General features: G+C 59.4%; 10 protein-coding genes and 1 pseudogene. 1 reads left to right on the top strand and 10 read right to left on the bottom strand.

What is annotated here, in order from left to right:
- From AC1RRC_RS13525 to AC1RRC_RS13480, 10 genes and pseudogenes are all read right to left on the bottom strand, one after another.
- Positions 1-529, bottom strand: a 529-nt coding sequence (locus AC1RRC_RS13525) for a DUF4214 domain-containing protein (protein ID WP_493055987.1), incomplete at its 3' end; no start/stop codon positions are given.
- Between the two features lie 181 nt (positions 530-710).
- Positions 711-937, bottom strand: a pseudogene (locus tag AC1RRC_RS13520) (hypothetical protein); the annotation flags it as partial.
- Positions 938-975: 38 nt separating this feature from the next.
- Positions 976-7,119, bottom strand: coding sequence for a DUF4214 domain-containing protein (locus AC1RRC_RS13515; RefSeq protein ID WP_493055986.1), 6,144 nt, complete (start codon positions 7,117-7,119; stop codon positions 976-978).
- Between the two features lie 307 nt (positions 7,120-7,426).
- Positions 7,427-8,890 carry a glutamate synthase subunit beta gene (locus AC1RRC_RS13510; RefSeq protein ID WP_493055985.1) on the bottom strand — a complete coding sequence of 488 codons (1,464 nt, stop codon included), beginning with the start codon at positions 8,888-8,890 and terminating at the stop codon, positions 7,427-7,429.
- Positions 8,891-8,973: 83 nt separating this feature from the next.
- Positions 8,974-13,698, bottom strand: coding sequence for a glutamate synthase-related protein (locus AC1RRC_RS13505; RefSeq protein WP_493055984.1), 4,725 nt, complete (start codon positions 13,696-13,698; stop codon positions 8,974-8,976).
- 189 nt (positions 13,699-13,887) lie between these two features.
- Positions 13,888-14,583: a transposase gene (locus tag AC1RRC_RS13500; RefSeq protein WP_493055983.1), complete on the bottom strand. Its 696-nt coding sequence runs from the start codon at positions 14,581-14,583 to the stop codon at positions 13,888-13,890.
- A 235-nt stretch (positions 14,584-14,818) separates the two neighbouring features.
- Entirely contained in the window at positions 14,819-16,405 is a 1,587-nt protein-coding gene (locus tag AC1RRC_RS13495; RefSeq protein WP_493055982.1) for a methyl-accepting chemotaxis protein, read from the bottom strand.
- 163 nt (positions 16,406-16,568) lie between these two features.
- Entirely contained in the window at positions 16,569-17,249 is a 681-nt protein-coding gene (locus tag AC1RRC_RS13490; protein ID WP_493055981.1) for a response regulator transcription factor, read from the bottom strand.
- Positions 17,250-17,341: 92 nt separating this feature from the next.
- Positions 17,342-18,376 (bottom strand): PAS domain-containing sensor histidine kinase, encoded by a 1,035-nt coding sequence (locus tag AC1RRC_RS13485; RefSeq protein ID WP_493055980.1) that lies wholly within the window; start codon positions 18,374-18,376, stop codon positions 17,342-17,344.
- 15 nt (positions 18,377-18,391) lie between these two features.
- Positions 18,392-21,511, bottom strand: a complete 3,120-nt coding sequence (locus AC1RRC_RS13480; RefSeq protein ID WP_493055979.1) for a DEAD/DEAH box helicase — start codon at positions 21,509-21,511, stop codon at positions 18,392-18,394.
- Positions 21,512-21,728: 217 nt separating this feature from the next.
- Between AC1RRC_RS13480 and AC1RRC_RS13475 the strand changes: the two genes are divergently transcribed.
- Positions 21,729-24,080 (top strand): Tex family protein, encoded by a 2,352-nt coding sequence (locus AC1RRC_RS13475; RefSeq protein ID WP_493055978.1) that lies wholly within the window; start codon positions 21,729-21,731, stop codon positions 24,078-24,080.
- Positions 24,081-24,160 lie beyond the last annotated feature (80 nt).

Here is a 24,160-nt window from a genome sequence, read left to right as displayed (position 1 = left end):
CCGCCTTCACCACCTGGTCGATGGTTTTGCCCAGTGCGTACTTCGCCATGATCAGCGTCACGTTGTCCGTCACGCCGTCGAGCCACTTGCTGGCCAGCGCCAGCGAATTCGCATTGCCATAGGCGCTCTGCTTGGCCGGGGTATCGAGCGCTGCCGTGAATGCCACCGCGGCCGCCACCTTGTTGGTGGCGTATTCCGCGTCGGCATTGTGCGCGCCACGCACGATGGCCGCCACCGCCTCATGGGCGCTGATCTTGCCCTGTTCGATCACGCCGCTCCAGTATTGGATGCCGGCCGGTTCGGCCGCGCGGTTGAACAGGTGCAGGTAAACCGCTTTCACCAGTTCGGCGGCGGGTTTGCCGCCGTACAGGGTCTTGAATTCACCGGAGGCGGCGAACGAGGCGGAAATGGTGTCGAGGCCAACACCGGCTTCAGCGGCAGCGGTCCAGTAAGCCAGGCCTGCGGCATCGGCGGGACGGTTGAAATAGGTGACGTACAGCTGCTGCAGCTGATTGGCGATGACGCTCATGCTTAATGGTCCTGAGTGGGCGTAATAAAATGACAAGGTGCGGCCACACCGGAACTCAAGGCGAGCGTCCCTATTCTATGTAAAAGCTGACAATAAACCGTTCATTATAGCAATTACATTAAGAAACAAACTATCAGAATGTCACAATGGCCCCTATTAGGTATGCGCCTCGACTGTGGCGCGAGAACAAGGCGCCGTGCTGGCACAGCATGCCCATTATGCGGCGCAACAAGTACAAATCGTCGATTGTCAGCTTACGCACCGTCTGCCCATCAACCGTCACACCGCCTTTTGCGAGCGCACTTGGCCGCCGATCAAGCGCAGCACCGTAGGCTTGCCACCGCCCCCGTCACTGCCGCCCCTCCCGCGCGGAGGGCGGCGGCCCCCCCGGTACAGCCCCCCTTCCACTGCGGCGGCGTACCGGATGTTGCAGAAAGATCAAATAATCAGCCAAACGGCGTGTATTCAATTCCCTGGCCAATCAAGTCCGCCAGCTCAGCCTTGTGCTCATTGCTCTCCGAGAAATAGGCCATGAGTTCAGGTATAGTGACCGTATTACTATGCAAAAGATTAGACCAATAGAGCAGTCCAGCTGCATCAGCGTCGTGATTGAATGCGGCAAGATGTAAATAGTTAACAAAATAAGCAATATTGGTCTTTGCTAATGAGTTGAACTCCGGTGAACTGCCAAATACACCGGCAAGTTCGACCAAGCTCATGCCATTGTCCATTTGCGCGATCGCGTAACCCAGCCCGGCCTTATCTGGCGTACGGTTAAACGCCAATTCATACAGGCGATACGCCTGTCCAGCCGTACCCTCAATATCAAGCGCCAATGCCGTGTCGTCAAACTTCAGCCGCTCCACGCCCAGCAGGGTGTCGGTTCCGTTGGCCCCCTGAACCGTATAGCCATCCGCCGTTTTGGTGACACTGGACGACACGATCGTGCCGCTGAAAATTGCGATATCGGTACCGGCGCCGCCATCGAGGGTATCGTTGCCCAGACCACCGTTCAGTTTATCGTTGAAGGCGGTCCCGGTTAACACATCGGCATTGTCGGTACCAACCAGGCTGACAGGCCCGCCAGCACCGGCAAAGCCAGTGACCATGCCATCCTGCAAATTCAATCCGGTCGCGGTGACGCCCGCCACTTTGATCAACGCATCACCGGCTTGCACGCCCGCGGTGCTGTTGCCGACCACGAACAGATAGGCATCGCTGCCGTGATTGAACACCACGGCCGTCCCTTCCGCTGCATTGTCCAGGCTCCCCGCAACTGCGGTCACCTTGCGCTCCAGGGTGTCGTCCGACGCATCGAAGGTCGCCAATCCACTCGACGACAATCCCGCCTTGGCCGCATTGGGAGTGGTGAAGTGGTCAACTGTCTGCAACAGCGTCCCGCCAAAGTAAATCGTGTTGCCGGAACCAGCAAACCAGTTGGTAATGGTATCCGCACCGGCAATCAACTGCGCTGCGCTCTCGGCACCGAACTCGCCGACCATGCCGGTATATACAAATGTGTTGGCACCTGTACCGCCCGTCAGCACATCAGCGCCCGCGCCACCAATAAAGGTGACGTTGCCGGTCGACGTGGACGCCAGGGCATCGTTGCCATTGCCGCCTTCGAAGCGGGTGGCGCCGCTGCCGGAAGCGATCAGATTGCCATTCTGGCCCAAAGCCGAGATCTGGGTAGCGTAGTCGAGGTGAGTGATGGTCAAAGACTCGCCTGCATCCATCGCTACACTAATTGGAGCCTTTAAGAATCGAGCATCAACGGTAGCGGCATTCGTCGCAATGTCCAGAGTAAGATGGTCAGTTGATAGCGGCCCTGTGATGACATCGTTAGACTCAATGAACAATGTTTTTTCAACAAAAGTGGCAACCGATTTGGCCTCCATGTCTGCATTGCCGGATTTGTCTTTGAAGAAGCCTGCAGCGACGGACAAGGTATCGCCTGTGTAATCCAACGCTCGTGCCGATCTCAGCGAAACGACTAACGTTGCGTCATCAACTACTTTCGCATGATCGATTTCGTCGATAGAGAATCCCATGGAACGAATCGAATCACCTTCCGGCCATGTAAATAATAATTTAGACCAATCAAAATTGGCGGCGACATTAGTATTAGCGTCCTCGCCACCACTTAAGAGTGTCGTGAAATTTTGCCCAGTGATCCGCAACTCTCCCGTTCGTAATGAGGGAGCCCACATTGGAACTCGTACATTTAATGCAGCACCAGACAGCGTAATAGCTGGCGGTGTAACATCGATAACTGGTGCGAATCCAACAATACTACTACCAGTATCAAATTCCAATCCAGTTGCAACGACACCATTCAATTTAACCAAAGAATCAAAGCTACCGATGCCTGCGTTCTGATTTCCAACAACAAACAGGTAGGCGTCGCCCTTGTGATTGAAAACAACAGGCGTACCAGCGTCTCGTTTACCTATAACTGCTTCGATCGCATCAAGTTTCTCAGCCAAAGTAGCTTCGTCCGCCACAAACGTGGCCAGCCCTTGCGCAGAAATACCCGCTGTTCCAGCAGTCGGGGTGACTACTTGGAAAACTGGAGGAAAACGCATGCCAGCCAGTGCGAGTATTTCCAACCTATCTCCAGAACCCGAATCCCAGTTGGTAATAATGTCGGCATGCTCAATTAACTGAGCTGTCCCCTCCATCAATCCGCCAGACAAAAGAGTGTAGTGGTTATGGCCGCTTCCGCCGGTCAATACATCAGCCTCCCCGCCCAAGTAGAACGAAGGATCACCAGTACCGGTATACGTGAGCTGATCGCTTCCCCGACCAGCAGCCCACTGAATGATACTATTGCTGCTAACCACGATATTACCAAACACATGTTGTTCAGGATTATCTCGATCAAACATGACCTGCAGAGCATTTGCACTATTGACATTGGCAATCGTTAGCGTCACCCCTGCGGAGAGATTGGCAATTTCAATTGTATCGGTATCAAATTGAGCGCCATCGACAATCATGTCCTTATCCACGCCCGCTGCAGACAGAATTACTTTTTCTGCCTTGGTAGCCGGGATTGGGCCTTTATTTAAAGCTATAGTCCTGGTTTCATCAATTGAGAAACTCTTATTGTAATCGTCTTGGAAATTATTGGAGGCATCACGGAGGAAACCGACATTGGTGCCCAGACGATCGTAATTCCCGTACTCGGGGGTGGCAAGCACGCTATTATGTTTCTCCAACGTCAATTCTATAGATAACGTTTCGCCCTCGACACGAGCACTCTCAATATCGCTTAGTTCAAAATTGATCGTATTCACTATCTCCGGCCATGTCGTGGAGAAGAATTGCCATTCCAGCTTCTTCCAATCAAAATAAGTCTTGATATCCTTATCGTGATTTTCACCAGGGGCGAATAAAGAACTGAATTTCTCTCCCGAGAATTTTAAAGTTCGGGTGCTTTCTTCATATGCAACATCAATAATTTTTGCAGCTGGCGGCGTCGTATCCACCGGCTTAACAAAGAAACTTTTCACATCTAACGCGCCAATGGATCCCGCGCCGTTTAGATTTTCAAACTTAATAAATACATCTTGCCCTTTATCCTGCACCTCTCCGCTCGGCCTATGGACATACAAGTATGCTCCAGCATATACACCACCCGCGACCTGAAGCAGGCCGGCGTGCATGGATTTTAGTCCTTGGAACTCAGGGGAGTGAAATACCAGCTCGTTGAATTGCTCATCTGTTTTTATTTTTGCACCGTCTACATCAGCAAATCGCGTCAAAGATTCCGGCATAACCAATTCTTCCCCAGAAGCATTGATCAGTTGAATTTTATCTATCCCAACCTGAAAATTCTTTACGGTATCAAGGTCAATTCCATTTGAGTCCGAAGAACGAATGGATTCGTGGTTCAGAAAAACCGCCTCTGAAACGGGACGTTGTTCTTCCACCAGAACGACATTACTGCCACGAACATATGCTGAGATTTTCCACGAGCCAAGTACTTGACCATCAGAGACTGCAGCATCGATTGCGCTTTGTAAACTTTCTGCACCGCCGCTGAGAGTCGCAACATAAACCTTATTTTTCGATGTGAACTGGAATTTGTCCCCTTTCGACAATTGCGCCGCTATATCAGCGAAAGTCGATTTTTCCCTGTAATACTCCACACCGTCAGTGGAGTACACGGCTGGAGCACCGCCAAATGCGTACTCAAGCACCTGTGCCCCAGCGCCAACCTTGATCTGATCAGCCCCAAGACCTCCGCTAATTCTGCCGTTAATCGCTATATCCAACGACTGTTTACCATTCGTGCCAGACACATGCACATTACCTAAGCCCGTAACGGCAGAACCCGATAATGCGGATGCCATTCCCTCCAGCACTGCGCCAGCATCGACCACGAACGTTGCACCCGCAGTACTGGCCTTATCGACATTCACCGTGCCGTTGCCATGGATAGCCACGGCAGCGCTACCCAGCTTGCCGGTCAGACTGACAGTCTCGTCCGATAGATTGACAACCGCTTTCAGCGAAGCTGCCGCGATACCGCTCAGGTCCGTGCCTGGCGTGGCTTCAACATTGGATACCACGACAGCACCCGCACCATCGACAGCACGGCCCGACAGCTGTGCCGCCGTGGCATTCAACACCTGACCTGCATCCAGCGAAATCTTCGCCACATTGTCCAAGTCCGGTTTTACGCCCGTGGTCACACCACCACGCGTAAACGTCGCCACATTGTCCGCATCCAGTTTCATTTCAATATTGCCGGTCGCCGTGCCGCCGAACGACAGCACCTTATTGCTATCCACTGAGACCATCAGGGTTTTCGGTGCCTCAGTCGGCGCAACGGTTGGCGCGGCAGTCGGCGCTTCCGTCGGTGCAACGGTTGGTGCGACGGTCGGAGCCGCGGTTGGGGCCTCGGTTGGCGCTTCGGTTGGCGCCACCGTCGGCGCTTCGGTTGGCGCCACCGTCGGCGCTTCGGTTGGCGCCTGGGTAGGAGCTACCGTTGGCGCCTGAGTAGGAGCGACAGTCGGTGCTGCGGTTGGTGCTACCGTCGGTGCTACCGTCGGTGCCACAGTTGGCGCCACAGTCGGAGCAATGGTCGGTGCAATGGTCGGCGCCACTGTGGGAGCGATCGTCGGTGCAGCCGTCGGCGTAATCTCCCCCACCTGGCTGGTCGCGTTATTGACCGCCTGACTCAGCGCAGTCCCCGTGGTCGTGGTCACGCTGGCCGACACATCGCCGCCCTTCGCGCCGCTTTCCATATTCTTTTCCACCGCCTCCGCCACCACCTGCACCTTGGCGATTTCCGTCAACAGCGCTTTCGCATCCGCGCCCGTCTTGCTGCTGGCCGCGTCGATCGCCTGGTTCAGGTTGGCGATGGCTTTACCGGCATCGGTGGCCAGCTTGTCGACTTGCGCCAGCTTGGCCTGGTCCGCACCGGCTTCTTCCGCCGCGCCCTTGACGATCTGCTTGGCGGTATCGGACGAGCCCAGGTCCACCGTGTCTTCCGCCTTGACGATCAGGTCCGCCAGCGCATTGGTGGCGGCATTGGCGCCGCCATCGCTGCCCTGCGTCACGCCGGCGCCGCTCAGCACCGCGCCCACCTGGCCCATCACGGTATTGACCTGCGCCGCCAGCGACTGCACTTTCAATGCGGTCGCCTTGTCTTCCGCGCTGGCGTCCTTGCTGACCGCCGAGGCGATCGGATCATAGCTGCCCAGTTTCACCGTGTCAGCGATGCCCAGTTTTTCCTTCACCAGCGTTTCCGCCTGCGCCGCGCTGATGTTGCCGCTGCTGGCCACCGAGTGCACCAGGGTGGTCAGCGGGCTGATCATGGTAGAGCCGGCCGGCGCCTTAAAACTGCCGTTGACCGCGCTGCCGGTGGCCACGTCGGTGCCGCCGATCGAGATCAGGGTGCCGATGCCGCCCGTCAGGGTGAAGTTACCCTGGCTGTCGGTCGTGGTTTGCGCTTCGCCATCGTCGAGCTTGCCGTTCTCGTTGGCGTCGGCGAACACGATGGCGCCTTTGATGTAGCCATCGGCCAGGGTGCCCTGGATCGGACCGGACGCCGCCTTCACCACCTGGTCGATGGTTTTGCCCAGTGCGTACTTCGCCATGATCAGCGTCACGTTGTCCGTCACGCCGTCGAGCCACTTGCTGGCCAGCGCCAGCGAATTCGCATTGCCATAGGCGCTCTGCTTGGCCGGGGTATCGAGCGCTGCCGTGAATGCCACCGCGGCCGCCACCTTGTTGGTGGCGTATTCCGCGTCGGCATTGTGCGCGCCACGCACGATGGCCGCCACCGCCTCATGGGCGCTGATCTTGCCCTGTTCGATCACGCCGCTCCAGTATTGGATGCCGGCCGGTTCGGCCGCGCGGTTGAACAGGTGCAGGTAAACCGCTTTCACCAGTTCGGCGGCGGGTTTGCCGCCGTACAGGGTCTTGAATTCACCGGAGGCGGCGAACGAGGCGGAAATGGTGTCGAGGCCGACACCGGCTTCAGCGGCGGCGCTCCAGTAAGCCAGGCCTGCGGCATCGGCGGGACGGTTGAAATAGGTGACGTACAGCTGCTGCAACTGATTGGCGATGACGCTCATGCTTAATGGTCCTGAGTGGGCGTAATAAAATGACAAGGTACGGCCACACCGGAACTCAAGGCGAGCGTCCCTATTCTATGTAAAAGCTGATAATAAACCGTTCATTATAGCAATTTACATTAAGAAACAAACTCACAGAATGTCACAAAGGCCCCTATTAGGTATGCGCCTCGACTGTGGCGGGAAGTCCTGCGGGCATAAAAAAACCGGAGAAGCCGAGGATCGCCCGACTTGCTCCGGTGGGAGTTATAACCTTTAGACGACATGGGTGCCGGGCCTTGAGGCCGGGCGCCCACACGTCAGAACATCAGCGCGGCAGTTCCGACGAACCCATCAGGAACTCATCCACAGCGCGCGCGCACTGGCGGCCTTCGCGGATCGCCCACACGACCAGCGACTGGCCGCGGCGCATGTCGCCTGCGGCGAACACTTTTGGCACCGACGTTTTATAGCTGTTGTCGCCTTCGGTGGTGGCTTTGGCGTTGCCGCGCGCATCCTTGTCGACGTTGAACGCTTCCAGGATTTGCTGCACTGGCGACACGAAGCCCATGGCCAGGAACACCAGATCCGCTTTCATTTCGAATTCCGAGTTCGGCACTTCGGCCATCTTGCCGTCTTTCCATTCCACGCGGCAGGCGATCAGTTTTTCAACTTTGCCATTCTTGCCTTCCAGGCGCTTGGTGGCCACGGCCCAGTCGCGCTCGCAACCTTCGTCGTGCGACGACGAGGTGCGCAGCTTGGTTGGCCAGTAAGGCCAGACCAGCGGCTTGTTCTCTTGCTCCGGCGGCATTGGCATCAGTTCGAACTGGGTCACCGAGGCGGCGCCATGGCGGTTCGAGGTGCCAACGCAGTCGGAACCGGTGTCACCGCCGCCGATCACGACCACGTGCTTGCCGCTGGCCTTGATCTGGTCTTTGACCTTGTCGCCGGCATTGACCTTGTTTTGCTGTGGCAGGAAGTCCATCGCGAAATGCACGCCCTTCAGGTCGCGGCCCGGCACTGGCAAATCGCGCGGCTGTTCCGCACCACCGGCCAGCACCACGGCGTCGAATTCCTTGTCCAGGTCTTCCGGGAAGATGGTTTCCTTGGCCCAGTTGTTGACGTTGGCCGGGAAATCTTTACCGATCAGCACGCTGGTACGGAATTTCACGCCTTCCGCTTCCATCTGTTCCACGCGGCGGTCGATGTGCGACTTTTCCATCTTGAAGTCAGGGATGCCGTAGCGCAGCAGGCCGCCGACGCGGTCCGATTTCTCGAACACGGTGACATCGTGGCCGGCGCGCGCCAGTTGCTGGGCAGCGGCCAGGCCGGCAGGACCGGAACCAACCACGGCGACTTTCTTGCCCGACTTAACGGCGGCGGGTTGCGGCACGACCCAGCCGTGCGCCCAGCCTTCGTCGATGATTTTATGTTCGATCGACTTGATGCCGACCGGGTCTTCGCTGATGCCCAGGGTGCAGGCGGATTCGCACGGCGCCGGGCAGATGCGGCCGGTGAATTCCGGGAAGTTGTTGGTCGAGTGCAGCACGTCCAGCGCTTCGCGGTAGTTGCCGCGATAAACCAGGTCATTCCAGTCAGGAATGATGTTGTTGACCGGGCAGCCATTGTTACAGAACGGGATGCCGCAATCCATGCAGCGTGCGCCCTGGATCTTGGCCTGGTCATTCGTCAGGTGCAGGACGAATTCCTTGTAGTTCTTGAGGCGCGCCTCGGGAGCCAGGTAGCTCTCTTCCTGGCGCTTGAATTCCATAAAGCCGGTGATTTTACCCACGATTTAATTCCTTATCTTCATCAGTTTGCGTCCCCCGGCGGCGGCACATGCCGCTCAAGCCGGGGCGCATTCAGTGCATCACATCAGGCGGCGATCGCCTGGGTTTCCATTTCGAGGGCTTTATCTTCAGCCATCTCGATCAGCGCGCGCTTGTACTCGTTCGGGAAGACTTTCACAAACTTGCCGCGGCCTTCGGCCCAGTTGTCGAGCAGGAAGCGCGCACGGGTGGAACCCGTATGCTTGAAGTGACGCTCGATCAGGCGCTTCAGGATGACCTCGTCGGCCTCCGGCTCGCCGTCACGGTGCTGGCTGTGCCACGTGTTCTGGTCCAGTTTCTGCTCGGAAGCTGGCAGCACCGACTCCAGGCTGACCATCGACAGGTTGCACTTCTGTGCGAAATCGCCGTCCGGGTCGTACACGTAAGCGATACCGCCCGACATGCCCGCCGCGAAGTTACGGCCGGTGGCGCCCAGCACCACCACGGTGCCGCCGGTCATGTATTCGCAACCGTGATCGCCCACGCCTTCAACGATGGCGGTGGCGCCCGAGTTACGCACAGCGAATCGTTCGCCGGCCACGCCGTTGAAGAAGGCTTCGCCGGCAATCGCGCCGTACAGCACGGTGTTACCGATGATGATGTTGTTCACGGCCCAGCCACGGAATTCCGTGTTCGGACGCACGATGATGCGGCCGCCCGACAAGCCTTTACCCACGTAGTCGTTGCCCTCACCCACCAAGTCCAGCGTGATGCCCTGAGCCAGGAAGGCGGCGGCGGACTGGCCGGCCGTGCCTTGCAGCTGGATGTGGATGGTGTCGTCCGGCAGGCCGGCGTGACCATAACGCTTCGCCACTTCACCGGACAGCATGGTGCCGACCGTGCGGTTGACGTTTTTCACTGGCGAGATGAACGATACGCGCTCGCCTTTTTCCAGCGCTGCCTTGGCCTGGGCGATCAGTTTGTGGTCCAGTGCCTTGTCCAGGCCGTGGTCCTGGTTTTCCACGTGGTACACCGACTGGCCTTCCGCCAGTTTTGGCTGGTAGAAGATGTTGGAGAAGTCCAGGCCTTGCGCTTTCCAGTGCGTGATGGCTTTCGACTTGTCCAGCAGGTCGGAACGGCCAATCAGTTCGTCATAGGTGCGGATGCCCAGTTGCGCCATCAGTTGGCGGGCTTCCTCGGCCACGAAGAAGAAGTAGTTGACCACGTGCTCCGGTTTGCCCTGGAACTTGGCGCGCAGCACCGGATCCTGGGTGGCAACGCCCACCGGGCAAGTGTTCAGGTGGCATTTACGCATCATGATGCAGCCTTCCACCACCAGCGGTGCGGTGGCGAAGCCGATTTCATCGGCGCCCAGCATGGCGGCAATCACCACGTCGCGGCCGGTTTTCATCTGGCCGTCAGCCTGCACACGGATACGGGAACGCAAGCCGTTCAGCACCAGGGTCTGCTGCGTTTCCGCCAGGCCCAATTCCCATGGCGTACCAGCGTGTTTCACGGACGACAGCGGCGACGCGCCGGTACCGCCGTCCTGGCCGGCGACGACCACGTGGTCGGCCTTGGCCTTGGTCACACCGGCGGCAACGGTGCCGATACCGACTTCCGATACCAGCTTGACCGAAATCGAAGCGGCAGGATTCGCGTTTTTCAAGTCGTGAATCAGCTGTGCCAAGTCTTCGATCGAATAAATGTCGTGGTGCGGTGGCGGCGAAATCAGGCCCACACCCGGTACAGAGAAGCGCAGTTGTGCGATGTACTCGGACACTTTGTGGCCTGGCAGCTGGCCGCCTTCGCCAGGTTTTGCACCCTGCGCCATCTTGATCTGGATTTGATCAGCCGAGCTCAGGTATTCAGCGGTCACGCCGAAACGGCCCGATGCCACCTGCTTGATGCGCGAACGCAGCGAGTCGCCGGCTTGCAGTGGGATGTCCACCACCATCTTGTCCGAGCCCAGCACGGTAGCCATGGTGTCGCCCTGCTTGATTGGAATGCCTTTCAATTCCATCTTGTAGCGCGCCGGATCTTCGCCGCCTTCACCGGTGTTCGACTTGCCGCCGATACGGTTCATGGCAACGGCCAGGGTGGCGTGCGCCTCGGTCGAGATCGAACCCAGCGACATGGCGCCGGTGGCGAAACGCTTGACGATGTCCTTGGCTGGCTCGACTTGATCCAGCGGAATGGCTTTCGACGGATCGATCTTGAATTCGAACAGGCCGCGCAACGTCAGGTGGCGCTTGCTCTGGTCGTTGATGATCTGGGCGTACTCTTTATACGTGTTGTAGTTGTTGGCGCGGGCCGAGTGTTGCAGCTTGGCGATCGCATCCGGCGTCCACAGGTGGTCTTCACCACGCACACGGAACGCGTATTCGCCGCCGGCGTCCAGCGCGTTTTTCAGCACTGGATCATTGCCGAACGCCAGGTTGTGCAAGCGCAGCGCTTCTTCGGCCACTTCGAACACGCCGATACCTTCGACGTTCGAGGCGGTGCCGCGGAAGTACTTGTTCACCAGCGACTTGTTCAAGCCCACGGCTTCGAAGATCTGCGCGCCGCAGTACGACATGTAGGTCGAGATACCCATCTTCGACATGACCTTCATCAGGCCCTTGCCGACGGCTTTGGTGTAGTTGTAGATCGCTTGTTCACCGCTCAGGTCGCCTTGCAGGGTCGGCGCCATTTCCATCAGCGTTTCCATTGCCAGGTACGGGTGCACGGCTTCCGCGCCATAGCCCGCCAGCAGGGCGAAGTGGTGGGTTTCACGGGCCGAGCCGGTTTCCACCACCAGGCCGGTCGAAGCGCGCAAGCCCTTCGAGACCAAGTGCTGGTGCACGGTGGACGTCGCCAGCAGGGCGGGAATCGCCACGCGGTCGGCGCCGATCGAACGGTCCGACACGATCAGGATGTTGTGGCCGGATTTCACCGCGTCCACGGCTTCGGCGCACAGCGAGGCCAGGCATGCTTCCACACCTTCATTGCCCCATGCCAGCGGGTAGCAAATGTTCAGTTCATACGACTTGAACTTGTTGCCCGTGTGTTGCGCGATATTGCGCAGGCGCGTCATGTCGTCAAAGCCCAGCACCGGCTGCGCCACTTCGAGACGCATCGGCGGGTTGACGTTGTTGGTGTCCAGCAGGTTCGGTTTCGGGCCGATGAACGATACCAGCGACATCACCATCGCTTCGCGGATCGGGTCGATCGGCGGGTTGGTCACCTGGGCGAACAGCTGCTTGAAGTAGTTATACAGCGGCTTGAGCTTGTTCGACATGATCGCCAGCGGCGAGTCGTTACCCATCGAGCCGGTGGCTTCTTCGCCGGCCACTGCCATTGGCGCCAGCAGGAAGCGGATGTCTTCCTGGGTATAGCCGAACGCTTGCTGGCGGTCCATGATGGACGGCACGGCTTTTTCGCCCGGCGCGCTGCCGTCATAGCGGGCAACGTTTTTAGCCAGCTGGCTTTCCGACAGCTTGATTTCGTTCAGCTTGATGCGCACGGCGTTGATCCATGCCTTGTACGGCTTGGCGTTGGCGTACGTATCTTTCAATTCCTTGTCATCGATGATGCGGCCGGCTTCCAGGTCGATCAGGAACATCTTGCCTGGCTGCAGGCGCCATTTCTGGATGATCTTCGATTCCGGAATCGGCAGCACGCCGGATTCGGACGCCATCACCACCAGGTCGTCGTCGGTCACGATGTAACGCGCAGGACGCAAGCCGTTGCGGTCCAGGGTGCCGCCGATGTAGCGGCCGTCGGTGAACGCCATGGCGGCCGGGCCGTCCCATGGTTCCATCATCGACGCATAGTATTCGTAGAACGCTTTGCGGTTGTCATCCATCAGCGTGTGGTTTTCCCACGCTTCCGGAATCATCATCATCATCGCTTGCGCCAGCGGGTAGCCCGCCATCAGCAGCAGTTCCAGCGCGTTGTCGAAGCACGCGGTGTCGGACTGGCCTTCGTAGATCAGCGGGAACAGCTTTTGCAGGTCGTCGCCCAGCACGGCCGATTTCATCACGCCTTCACGGGCGCGCATCCAGTTGAAGTTACCTTTGACCGTGTTGATCTCGCCGTTGTGGGCGATCAGGCGGTACGGGTGGGCCAGCGGCCATTCCGGGAAGGTATTGGTCGAGAAGCGCTGGTGCACCAGGGCCAGTGCCGAGATGCAGCGTGGATCTTGCAGGTCTTTATAGTAGACACCCACCTGGTCGGCCAGCAGCAAGCCTTTGTACACGACGGTACGGGCCGACATCGATGGCACGAAGAATTCTTTGCCGTGCAGCAATTGCAGCGCCTGGATCGCGTGGCCCGACGATTTGCGGATCACGTACAGTTTGCGCTCGAGCGCGTCGGTCACCATGATGTCCGGGCCGCGGCCGATGAAGATCTGGCGGATCAGCGGTTCTTTGGCGCGCACGGTCGGCGACATCGGCATGTCGTAGTCGACCGGCACATTGCGCCAGCCCAGCACGACCTGGCCTTCGATGCGCACGGCGCGCTCGATTTCCTGTTCACAGGCGATACGGGATGCGTTTTCTTTTGGCAGGAACACCATGCCGACGCCGTATTCGCCTGGCGGCGGCAGTTCGACGCCTTGCTTGGCCATTTCATCGCGGTAGTACTGGTCCGGGATCTGAATCAGGATGCCGGCGCCGTCGCCCATCAGCGCGTCCGCGCCAACCGCGCCCCGGTGATCCAGGTTCTTCAGGATCAGCAGGCCTTGCTCAACGATCGAGTGGCTTTTTTTGCCCTTGATGTGGGCGACGAAACCGACGCCGCACGCGTCATGTTCGTTGGCTGGGTTGTACAAACCTTGCGATTCCATGTTTTCTCCACTGCATTTAGATAACGAAAACCCAGAATAGATCAATGCCAATGTAAACTCAACTAAAACAATTAGGGTCGGAGTCAAATTAAATTATCGAAAATCGATATATTTTTTAATTAGGGACATAGTAATTGTTGGCAAAAAATTACCCGGCGCATGGCCGGGCTCCATGAAAGAATTATCTTTTTAATCAACGGTCTTCTTGAAAGGACGGCCCCGCTTGGCCGGCAGCACCTGGCGCTGCATCCTGTTTTGCAAGTCAGTCTTGAACTTGTCCGAGCCCAGCGGCCAGCCCTTCAGGACCGACTTTTCCACTATGAGAATCTGGTCTTTGGACAGGTCGGATGCCGTCATGTCCGCATAGGTATTTTCACGCTGGTAAGGCGTGTTGCCGAGCGACCAGTACAACGGATGGTCGGTCACCACCGGGTCCGGCTTCAGGCCCGCATGTTGCGCATAACTGGACCAGGGATAGCCACCCGGCTCAAACGCCAGCCCCGCCCGCACGGGCAGGTACTCGATATACCGGCTATTGAGGAGTAAGTATAAGTCCGCATCGATGACCGAGGTCTTGAAGCGGCCCTGCCACAAGGTGCCGGCACGGCTGTATTTCCGGTTGTAATACGGGACGTAATTGCGGCCGATCCATTGCATGGCCTGGCCCAGGCCCTCCTCGTCGGCGGGCGAGACCAGCAAATGCAGGCAATCGGGCAACAGCGCGTAGGCGTGGATGGACAGCTTCCAGGTTTTCGCCGCCGTGCGCAGCCAGTCGAGGAAGGCGCTATAGTCGGCGTCATCCCGGAACAGGGGGACGCCGGACAGCGCTTTCTGGATCACGTGGTGCGGCTGGAAAGGGACGATCAGGCGGGGCAGGCGGGCCATGGGACAATATAAAGTGCAATCGGGAGGTGCGATAGTACCTTGATTGCATTACTCTGTCCCTGATTATTTATGGAAATTAAGATTTTTCCATGTCTCTGTCCCTAATTATTGGCGCCATGCTGAATGTGTAGGGCGGTTCGCTTGCGAGCCGCCATGGGTGCGCTGCCACCAGCGCCGGCAGGATCGGACTGCATGCATGGCGGCTTTCGCCTTCGGCGAAAACCGCCCTACGGGATCATGCCGTCAGGGCCAAGCGCCGCCCCTGGGCCGGACCATGGCCGGTCAACTTAAACGCGCTGACCACCTGCGCCAGCGCCTGGCTCTGCTCTTGCAGCGCGTCAGCCGCAGCGGCGGCTTCCTCGACCAGCGCGGCATTTTGCTGCGTTACCTGATCCATTTGCATGATGGCCTTGTTGATTTGCTCGATGCCATCGCTTTGCTCCGCACTGGCCTGGGTGATGTCACCGATCAAGTCCGTCACCCGGTGCACGTGGCCGACGATGTCTTCCATAGTGGCGCCCGCCTGATCGACCAGTTTGGCGCCGCTTTCCACTTTTTCCACCGAATCCACGATCAGCGCCTTGATTTCCCGCGCCGCCGTGGCGCTGCGCTGCGCCAGGTTGCGCACCTCGGACGCCACCACGGCAAATCCCCTGCCCTGCTCCCCCGCGCGGGCCGCCTCCACGGCGGCATTCAAAGCCAGGATATTGGTCTGGAAGGCGATGCCATCGATCACGCTGATGATATCGGCAATTTTTTGCGCCGATGCGTTGATCTGGCCCATGGTGTCGACGACCTGACTAACCACGGCGCCGCCTTTTTGCGCCACGGCCGAGGCCGACATGGCCAACGCATGGGCCTGGCGGGAACTGTCGCCGTTCTGGCGCACGGTGGCCGTCAATTGCTCCATCGACGACGCTGTTTGCTGCAGCGAACTGGCTTGGCGCTCGGTGCGGCTCGACAAGTCGAGATTGCCGCTGGCGATCTGGCCGGACGCGGTAGCAATGGTGTCGGTCCCGCCCCGCACCTGACCGACCAGACTGGCCAGGCTGGCATTCATGTCTTTCAAGGCTTGCAGCAACTGGCCGGTTTCATCGCGGCTATGCACGTCGATCTGGCTGCCCAGGTTGCCGGACGCCACCGTTTGCGCCACCTGCACCGCCCGGTGTAACGGCCGCGTGATCGAGATCGTGATGCGCCAGGCGAACCATGCGCCCGACACCAGCGCGCCCAGCGCCGCCAGCAACAGGAATTGCTGGCCGCTGCGGTAAGCCTGCTGCACTTCACGGGACAAGTCCTGGCTTACCTGGGCCTGGTGTTTGCCGATGTCGCCGAGCCGCGCCAGATAGACTTCGAGCAGAGGTTCCAAGGTACTGTTGGCCAGGGCGCGGGCGCCGTCCACATCACCCGCCAGCTTCAACTTGAATACCCGGTCGCGCATGGCGGCATATGCTTTGCGGGCCTCGGTCAGCGTGGCCAGCAGGGGCCGCTCCTCGGCACTGTTCAGGATCGCTTCCAGTTGCTTTTGAATGTCATTGACGCGGGCACGGGTCGCCATCGCCACCGCGGAATCATTATCGGCGTTGCCGCCCGCCGCATCGCGCGCCATCGCCAGCACCCGGGTGCCATTCATGCCAACCAGCCGATGCCACTCCGCCGTCAGCCGTTCCTTGCGCATGGCGTCGTCCACCATCCGGCTGGTCAAATCACCCACGGTCTGCAAGCGCCACGCACCCGCCACCGCCATTGCCACGACCAGCAGCATCAAAATACCAAAGCCGCCGCCCAGCCGCGTACCGATCTTCAAGTCCCTGATTTTCATCCGTCAACTCCTCAATGGCAAAATGGGCCGTGCGCAAATTGCTGCACAGCACAAGAATTCATTTTAGGAAATGATTACAGGAAGAAAATCTCCAAATGTCACAGCTTGGGAGATTGTTTTTGCATATAGGAATTAAAATTCCTGCAGAAATGAAATAAGGTGTTCAGGACAGGTTGAAACTGGTCGACAGGCTGTAGCCTTCGCCGTACGCGCTGCGCAGCGGCAAATCCTGGCCCAGTCCACTGCGGGCTTTCTTGCGCAAGCGGTACACCAGCATATCGACGCGGCGGCCCGCATCGGGATCGTCACCGCCGATCCCGGCCACGATCACCTGGCGCGGCACCGGACGGGTGTTAATCGTCAACAGGTGCAGGAAGTTACACTCTTTTTCCGTCAGGGTGATGGCCTGGCCTTGCAGTTCCAGGCGGCGCGCGGCCAGGCGCAAGGTCCATTTGGCCGGCAACGGCATGGTTTCCTGCGGGCCCACGCGGCGGTCCAGCGCTTCAATGTGCGCCGCCAGTTCCGGGAACTTGATCGGCTTGGTGAGATAGTGGTCGGCGCCCAGGCGCAGGCCGAGAATACGGTTGTCGAATGCGACACGGCCCGTCAGGACCAGCAAACCAATGTGCGGATAAAGCTGGCGCATGCGCGGAATGACATTGAAGCCGTCTTCATCCGGCAAGCCCAGGTCGAGCACCACCACGCCAACATTGCCTTGGCTCAGTGCCGACCACATTTCGCCGGCATTGTTGGTGATGTGGACTACGTGTTCAAGCTCAGTCAGGAATTCCGCCATTTCCTCGGCGTAGTCCAGATTGTCTTCCACGATCAAAATCTGCGTCATGTATGAAGCGCCATTTAATTGGATGTAAGCATGCGCCTACATGGTGAGAATTATCACCGGTGGATGCAGCATGGCGCAAGGATTTTCCCGGCTTACGCCGCGATTGGAAGCCAAATCCTAAATTTCTTGCCGCTTTCAGAAAAATTCTCGACCGTCAGTGTCCCGCCATGCACTTCCACCACGGCACGCGCCATGTACAAGCCCAGTCCCGAACCGGCAATCCCGGCGGCATTGCGGCCACGGTAGCCTTTTTCGAACAGCTTATCGATTTCATCGGGGGTAATGCCAGCCCCCTGGTCCGATACCGCGAATTCGATGCCGCCCTCTGTTGCTTTTTTGCCGATCAATGTTATGGCGGTGTTATTGCTTGTGTACTTTATGGCATTGTCGATCAGGATGTCGAGGCAGAGCCGGATGCCGGCCGGATCGCAGCGCAGCCATTGCGGCATGCCCTCCACTTCCACGCGTACCTGGGCGCGCCGTGCGCGCGCCAGTTCCGCCGCGGTTTCCAGCAACGCCAGCGGGGCGATTTCATTGGCTTGGCGTTTGCGGCCGATCGACGCCAGCCGTTCCGGCGACAGGTATTCATCGAGCATCGCCAGCAGCCGGTCCACTGCGGTCTGGATTTTTGTATAACGCTTGCGGGTGGCTTCGTCGTGATGGGCGCCCGTCATTTCCAGGCGCTGGATGGCGCCGTCGATGGTTGACAGCGGCGTGCGGAATTCATGCGACAGCATCGACGCGAATTTCTTTTGCTGTTGCTGCCACTCGTAGCGCTCACTGGCGTCGCGGATATTGCCGGTCAACGCCACGGCGCTGCCCAGCTCATTTAACACCAGCACCGATTCCACATCGACCGGGATGGTGTGGCCATCGGTTGCATGCGGCAAGTCCAGTTCGCGCCGCACCCGCCGGCGGGTCTGGTCGCCCGCGGCGAAGCGCTCCAGCCGCAGCGGCAAATCTTCGATCAGCTCCGTGGTCAGCTGCTGCGCCTGTTCCAGGGTGTAGCCGAAACGGCGCCCGGCCGCCGGACTCAGATACAGCAACCGCCCGCTGCCGCATTCCAGCATGAAATGCACTTCGCTGCTGTTGTCGAGGATCTGGCGGTACAAGGCTTCGTCGGACATGGATTGGTCTTTGGGTTAGTCCACCAGCGGGGCAAAAATCTGCTGCAAGTCTTCCTGCGTCAACGTCATCTTTTGCGATTCGCCTTCCGCCAGCACCGACTGCGCCAGATCCGATTTTTTCTGCTGCAGCAGCTGGATCTTTTCTTCCAGCGTGCCTTTGGCAATCAGCTTGTAGACGAATACCGGCTTGTCCTGGCCGATCCGCCAGGCGCGGTCGGTGGCCTGGTTTTCCGCCGCCGGGTTCCACCACGGGTCGTAGTGGATCACGGTATCGGCCGCCGTCAGGTTCAGGCCGACGCCGCCGGCTTTCAGCGAAATCAGGAAGATCGGCACCGCGCCTTGCTGGAAGGCCGCCACTTGCGCGCTGCGGTCCTTGGTTTCCCCGGTCAGGATCGCGTACGGGATGTCGCGCGTATCGAGTTCTTCTTCGATCAGTTCCAGCATCGAAGTGAATTGCGAGAACACCAGGATTTTACGATTCTCTTCCAGTAAGTCTTCCACCATCTGCATCAAATCCTGCAGCTTGGCGGAACCGGCGCCCTGCTTTTTCGACGGCAAGGACTTCACCAGGCGCGGGTCGCAGCAGACCTGGCGCAATTTCAGCAGCGCTTCCAGGATCACGATCTGGCTGCGCGCCACCCCTTTGCGGTCGATTTCATCCCGCACTTTCTGGTCCATCGCCAGGCGCACGGTTTCATACAGGTCGCGCTGGGCGCCGGTCAGTTCCACCTTGCGCACCATCTCGGTCTTGGCCGGCAATTCCTTGGCCACATTGTCCTTGGTCCGGCGCAGCAGGAACGGCTTGATGCGTTTGTTCAGCAAGGTGCGCCGCAGCGGGTCATCCTGGCGCTCGATCGGATGGCGGAATTGCGAGTTGAAGGTTTTTTCATCGCCCAGCAAGCCAGGCAAGAGGAAGTGGAACTGCGACCACAGCTCGCCCAAGTGGTTTTCCAGCGGCGTGCCGGACAGGCACAAGCGGTGGCGCGACTTCAGCAGGCTCGCGCTTTGCGCGGCTTTCGAGCGGGTGTTCTTGATGTAATGCGACTCATCGAGGATCACCAGGTGGAATTCATGCTCGTGCAGTTTTTCTTCATCGCGCGGCAACAGCGCGTACGTGGTCAGCACCAGGTCCGCCTGCGGAATCTGGTCGAACACTTGCGCGCGGTCCTTGCCCTGCAACAGCAGCACGCGCAAGTCCGGCGCAAAGCGCGCCGCTTCATCTTGCCAGTTGCCCATCAAACTGGTCGGGGCAATCACCAGCACCGGGTGCGTCAGGCGCCCGGCTTCTTTTTCCACCAGGATGTGCGCCAGGGTCTGCACGGTCTTACCGAGGCCCATGTCATCGGCCAGGATCCCGGCCAAGCCGTATTCGCGCAGGAATTGCATCCATGCCAGGCCGTCTGCCTGGTAATCGCGCAGGGTGGCACGCAAGCCGGCCGGCGTCGGCACCCGCTTGACGGAATTGAACTGGTTCAGGCGGCGGCCCATTTCACGCAATTCTTCGCCACCGGTCCATTCAAAGTCCACCGTGCGCGCCAATTCATCGAGGCGCGCCGCATCGAGCGTGGCCAAGCGCACCGCATGGCGGATTTTTTCACTGAAGTACAGTTCGCCGAGGGTCGCCAGGATCGGTTTTACGCGGTTCCATGGCAGCGCGACCCGCTCGCCATCGGACAAGGTCGCCAGCATCTGGTCTTCTTCCGCGTGCACGGCCAGCGCTTTCGGGCTGAAATCGTTGGGTGCGTTGCGGATCATTTGCACCAGCACCGGCAGCAGCGGCACCCGTTCGCCGCCCACCATGATGCCCAACTCCAGTTCGAACCAGGCATGGCCGCCATCGGCGTCGTCTTCTTCGACTTCAGCATACCAGCCATCGACAGGCGTCACGTCATAGCGGTACTTGGGGGTTTTTTCCACTTGCCAGCCATGGCTGCGCAATTCGGCAATGCCATCGGCGGCGAAACGCAGCCAGTCGGCCTGGCTGGCCAGCAGCAGGCCGCCGCGCACGGACGACAGCGGCAGCGCGCTCGGCTTGCGGAAGCCCAGCGCCGTCAGCGCGGCCAGCGCATCGGCTTCGGCCTGTTCATTGCGCTGGATGACTTCGGTGACATCGCCGCGCTGGCGCACCACGCGCTGCGACGGGTCGAACGACACGCGTTCGCCGTCATAATCGTACGACAATACCGCATAGTCATTCCAGCGCTGGTGCGCGCCGTCGGCCAGCATGGCCGAATCCAGCACCAGGATCGGTTTGGGCAGCACGTCATTGCGGATCCGTTGCGGCAGCGGTTGCGGCAACGGCATCAATTGCTGCAAGCCGTGCGCCAGCAGCAATTGCGAAACACGCAGTTTGTCGCTGGCCGACAGCAGCGGCGCTTGCGCCACCAGCGCCTGCAGGTCGGCCAGCGGAATTTCCGTGCCGCCCTGGTTCAGTTGCAGCACGCCGCACGACAGGTTATCGATGTACCACGGCGGGTCGGTCGGCAACATGTAGTCGACGGAATCGGCGCCATGGTGGCGCGCGCCTTCCGGTGCTTCCACCGCCCAGCCCAGGCGCAAGCCTTTGCCTTCTTCGCGCCAGGCCAGGTTCGCCTGGCGCAAGGCGCCCCCTTTCATCGGGTACACCAAGCCATTGCCGACGTCGGACCAGGAATTGGCCCACAGCAGCTTGTCCTGTTCGGCCAGCATTTGCAGCAAGGCCGCGCCGATCTTGCCGCGCGGCTCGGTTGCGCTGCCGGTCTGTGAATTCGGACCACTGCGCATCGCCACAAAAAAGCGGATCAAGTCTTCATCACCCGGTTCCAGAAACGACGGCGGCGCGGACAGCAGGGAAAATACTTCGCTGACCGGCGTGGCGGCCGCCACATCGCCGTTCGGGCGCAGGCGGGCCTTGTACAGGCATAACGCCACATGCCGGCCGCCGCTGGTCGGCGCCAGCACATAGATCAGGCGGTAGTGGGTTTGCGGCTGTTTCGGGTCCGGCTCCGGCAGGATGGCCAGTTTCGGTTTCGGATGCGCAGCTGCATCCACCCGCTGCAGCCACGTGGCGACGGCATAGGGCAGCTGGGTAGCTGGCGCCGATGCGGGGGCCTGGGCCGGGGTGGTTTCGCGGGTTTCGGCGCGTGTCAAATCCATTGTGCGCATAGCTTTTACGAACTCTTACTTAGGTGCTTACAGAACTGCTGTTTTATTGGAAAGTGGACGGTTCTAAAACTGCAACATGTAATATTATCCGTTTTAGAGCAATTCTGGTTTGTGTTTCTTCGCACATAGCCGGGTTAAAACGTCAGACATATGGCGTGGCTGTGCCGCATTGCGTATGATTCCGGCCTTGTCTTTGAGGAATTACGCCATGCTGCCCACCATCGAACAACGCCTTGCCAACGAATTAGCCGCCAAGCCGGCCCAGGTCGCCGCCGCCGTCGCCCTGCTCGATGAAGGCGCCACCGTGCCCTTTATCGCCCGTTACCGCAAGGAAGCCACCGGCGGCCTGGATGATATCCAATTGCGCCTGCTGGAAGAGCGCTTGCGCTATTTGCGCGAGCTGGAAGAGCGCCGGGCCGCCATCGTGGCGTCGATTACCGAGCAAAACAAGATGACGCCGGAATTGCTGGACGCCGTCCTGCATGCGGAAGATAAAACCCGCCTGGAAGACTTGTATCTCCCTTATAAGCAAAAACGCCGCACCAAGGCGCAAATCGCGATTGAAGCGGGCCTGATGCCATTGGCCGATGCGCTGCTGGCCGAGCCAAGCCTGAATCCGGACACTCAAGCCAATGATTATTTGCGCGACGCCTTTACCAATGCGGATGGCGTGGCCAACCCCGGCGTGCCCGATACCAAGGCGGCGCTCGATGGCGCGCGCCAGATCTTGATGGAACGCTTTGCCGAAGACGCCACCCTGCTGCAATCGCTGCGCGAATATGTACAGGACCATGGCATCGTTGAATCCAAGGTGGTGGAAGGCAAGCAGGAAGAAGGCGAAAAATTCGCCGATTACTTTGATTACTCGGAAACCCTGGCCACCGTGCCGTCGCACCGCGCCCTGGCCCTGCTGCGGGGACGGCGCGAAGGCATGCTGGACGTGACCTTGCGCCTCGATACCGAAGCGGAAAAACCAAAGTGGGATGCGCCGCTGAACCCGTGCGAAAGCCGCATTGCCGCCCGTTTCGGCATCAAGCAGGCGGGCCGTCCCGCCGACAAATGGCTGGCCGACACGGCGCGCTGGACCTGGCGCGTGAAAAGCTTCATGCACCTGGAAACCGAATTGATGGGCGCGCTGCGTGAAAAAGCCGAAACCGACGCCATCAATGTGTTCGCGACCAACCTGAAAGCGCTGCTGCTGGCGGCGCCGGCAGGCCAGCGCGCCACCATGGGCCTGGACCCGGGCTTGCGCACCGGCGTAAAAGTTGCCGTGGTCGATTCGACCGGCAAAGTCGTCGATACCGCCACGATTTACCCACACCAGCCACGAAACGACTGGTCCGGGTCGCTGCAAACCCTGGGCCGCCTGGCGGCCAAGCACAATGTGTCCCTGATTTCCATCGGCAACGGCACGGCGTCGCGCGAGACCGATAAACTGGCGCAGGAACTCATTAAACTGTATCCGGAACAAAAACTCACCAAGATCGTCGTGTCGGAAGCCGGCGCTTCGGTATATTCCGCCTCGGAATTCGCGTCGCGCGAGTTGCCGGAACTCGATGTCTCGCTGCGCGGCGCGGTCTCGATCGCCCGCCGTTTGCAAGACCCGCTGGCGGAACTGGTGAAAATCGACCCGAAATCCATCGGCGTCGGCCAATACCAGCACGACGTGTCGCAGACCCAGCTGGCGCGCACCCTCGATGCCGTGGTCGAGGATTGCGTGAATGCGGTGGGGGTGGACGTCAATACCGCGTCGGCGCCGCTGCTGGCGCGCGTGTCCGGCCTGTCGGCCAGCGTGGCGCAGGGCATCGTCAATTTCCGCGATGCGAACGGCGCGTTCACGTCGCGTTCGGGCTTGAAGAAAGTGCCGCGCCTGGGCGATAAAACCTTTGAACAGGCGGCCGGCTTCCTGCGCATCCTGGGCGGCGAGAATCCGCTGGACGCGTCGGCGGTGCACCCGGAATCGTATCCGCTCGTGGAAAAAATCCTGGCCGATATCAAAAAAGACATCAAAGGCGTCATTGGCGAAGCCAGCCTGATCAAATCGCTGAGCCCGGCCAAGTATGCGGACGACAAGTTCGGCGTGCCGACCGTCACCGACATCTTGAAAGAGCTGGAAAAGCCGGGCCGCGACCCGCGTCCTGAATTCACCACCGCCACCTTCAAGGAAGGCGTGGAAGAAATCAGCGACTTGCGTCCGGACATGATCCTGGAAGGCGTGGTGACCAACGTGGCCGCGTTTGGCGCGTTTGTCGATATCGGCGTGCACCAGGATGGCCTGGTGCATATCTCCGCCTTGTCGAACACCTTCGTCAAGGACCCGCACACGGTGGTCAAGGCCGGCCAGGTGGTGAAAGTCAAAGTGCTGGAAGTCGATGCCAAGCGCAAGCGCATTGCATTGACCATGCGCCTGTCGGACAGCGCGCCGCAAGCGGGTTCCCGTCCGGAACAGCGTAGCGACCGCAATGACCGCCGCGCCATGGGTCAACAGCAAAAATCCCAGCAGCGCGAACCGGTTGCACAAGGTTCCATGGCGGCAGCGTTCGCAAAACTGCGCGGCTGACCCGTAGGGCGGGTTCAAGGGGGGCGCCCAGCCAACCCGCCTGCATGCGTCTCGACGGCGCTGCGGCGGCTTTGTAAAAG

Source organism: Pseudoduganella sp. GW821-FHT12E03, assembly GCF_058807115.1.
Note: the sequence above shows the minus strand (reverse complement) of the source record. Positions and strands in the feature narration are given on the sequence as shown.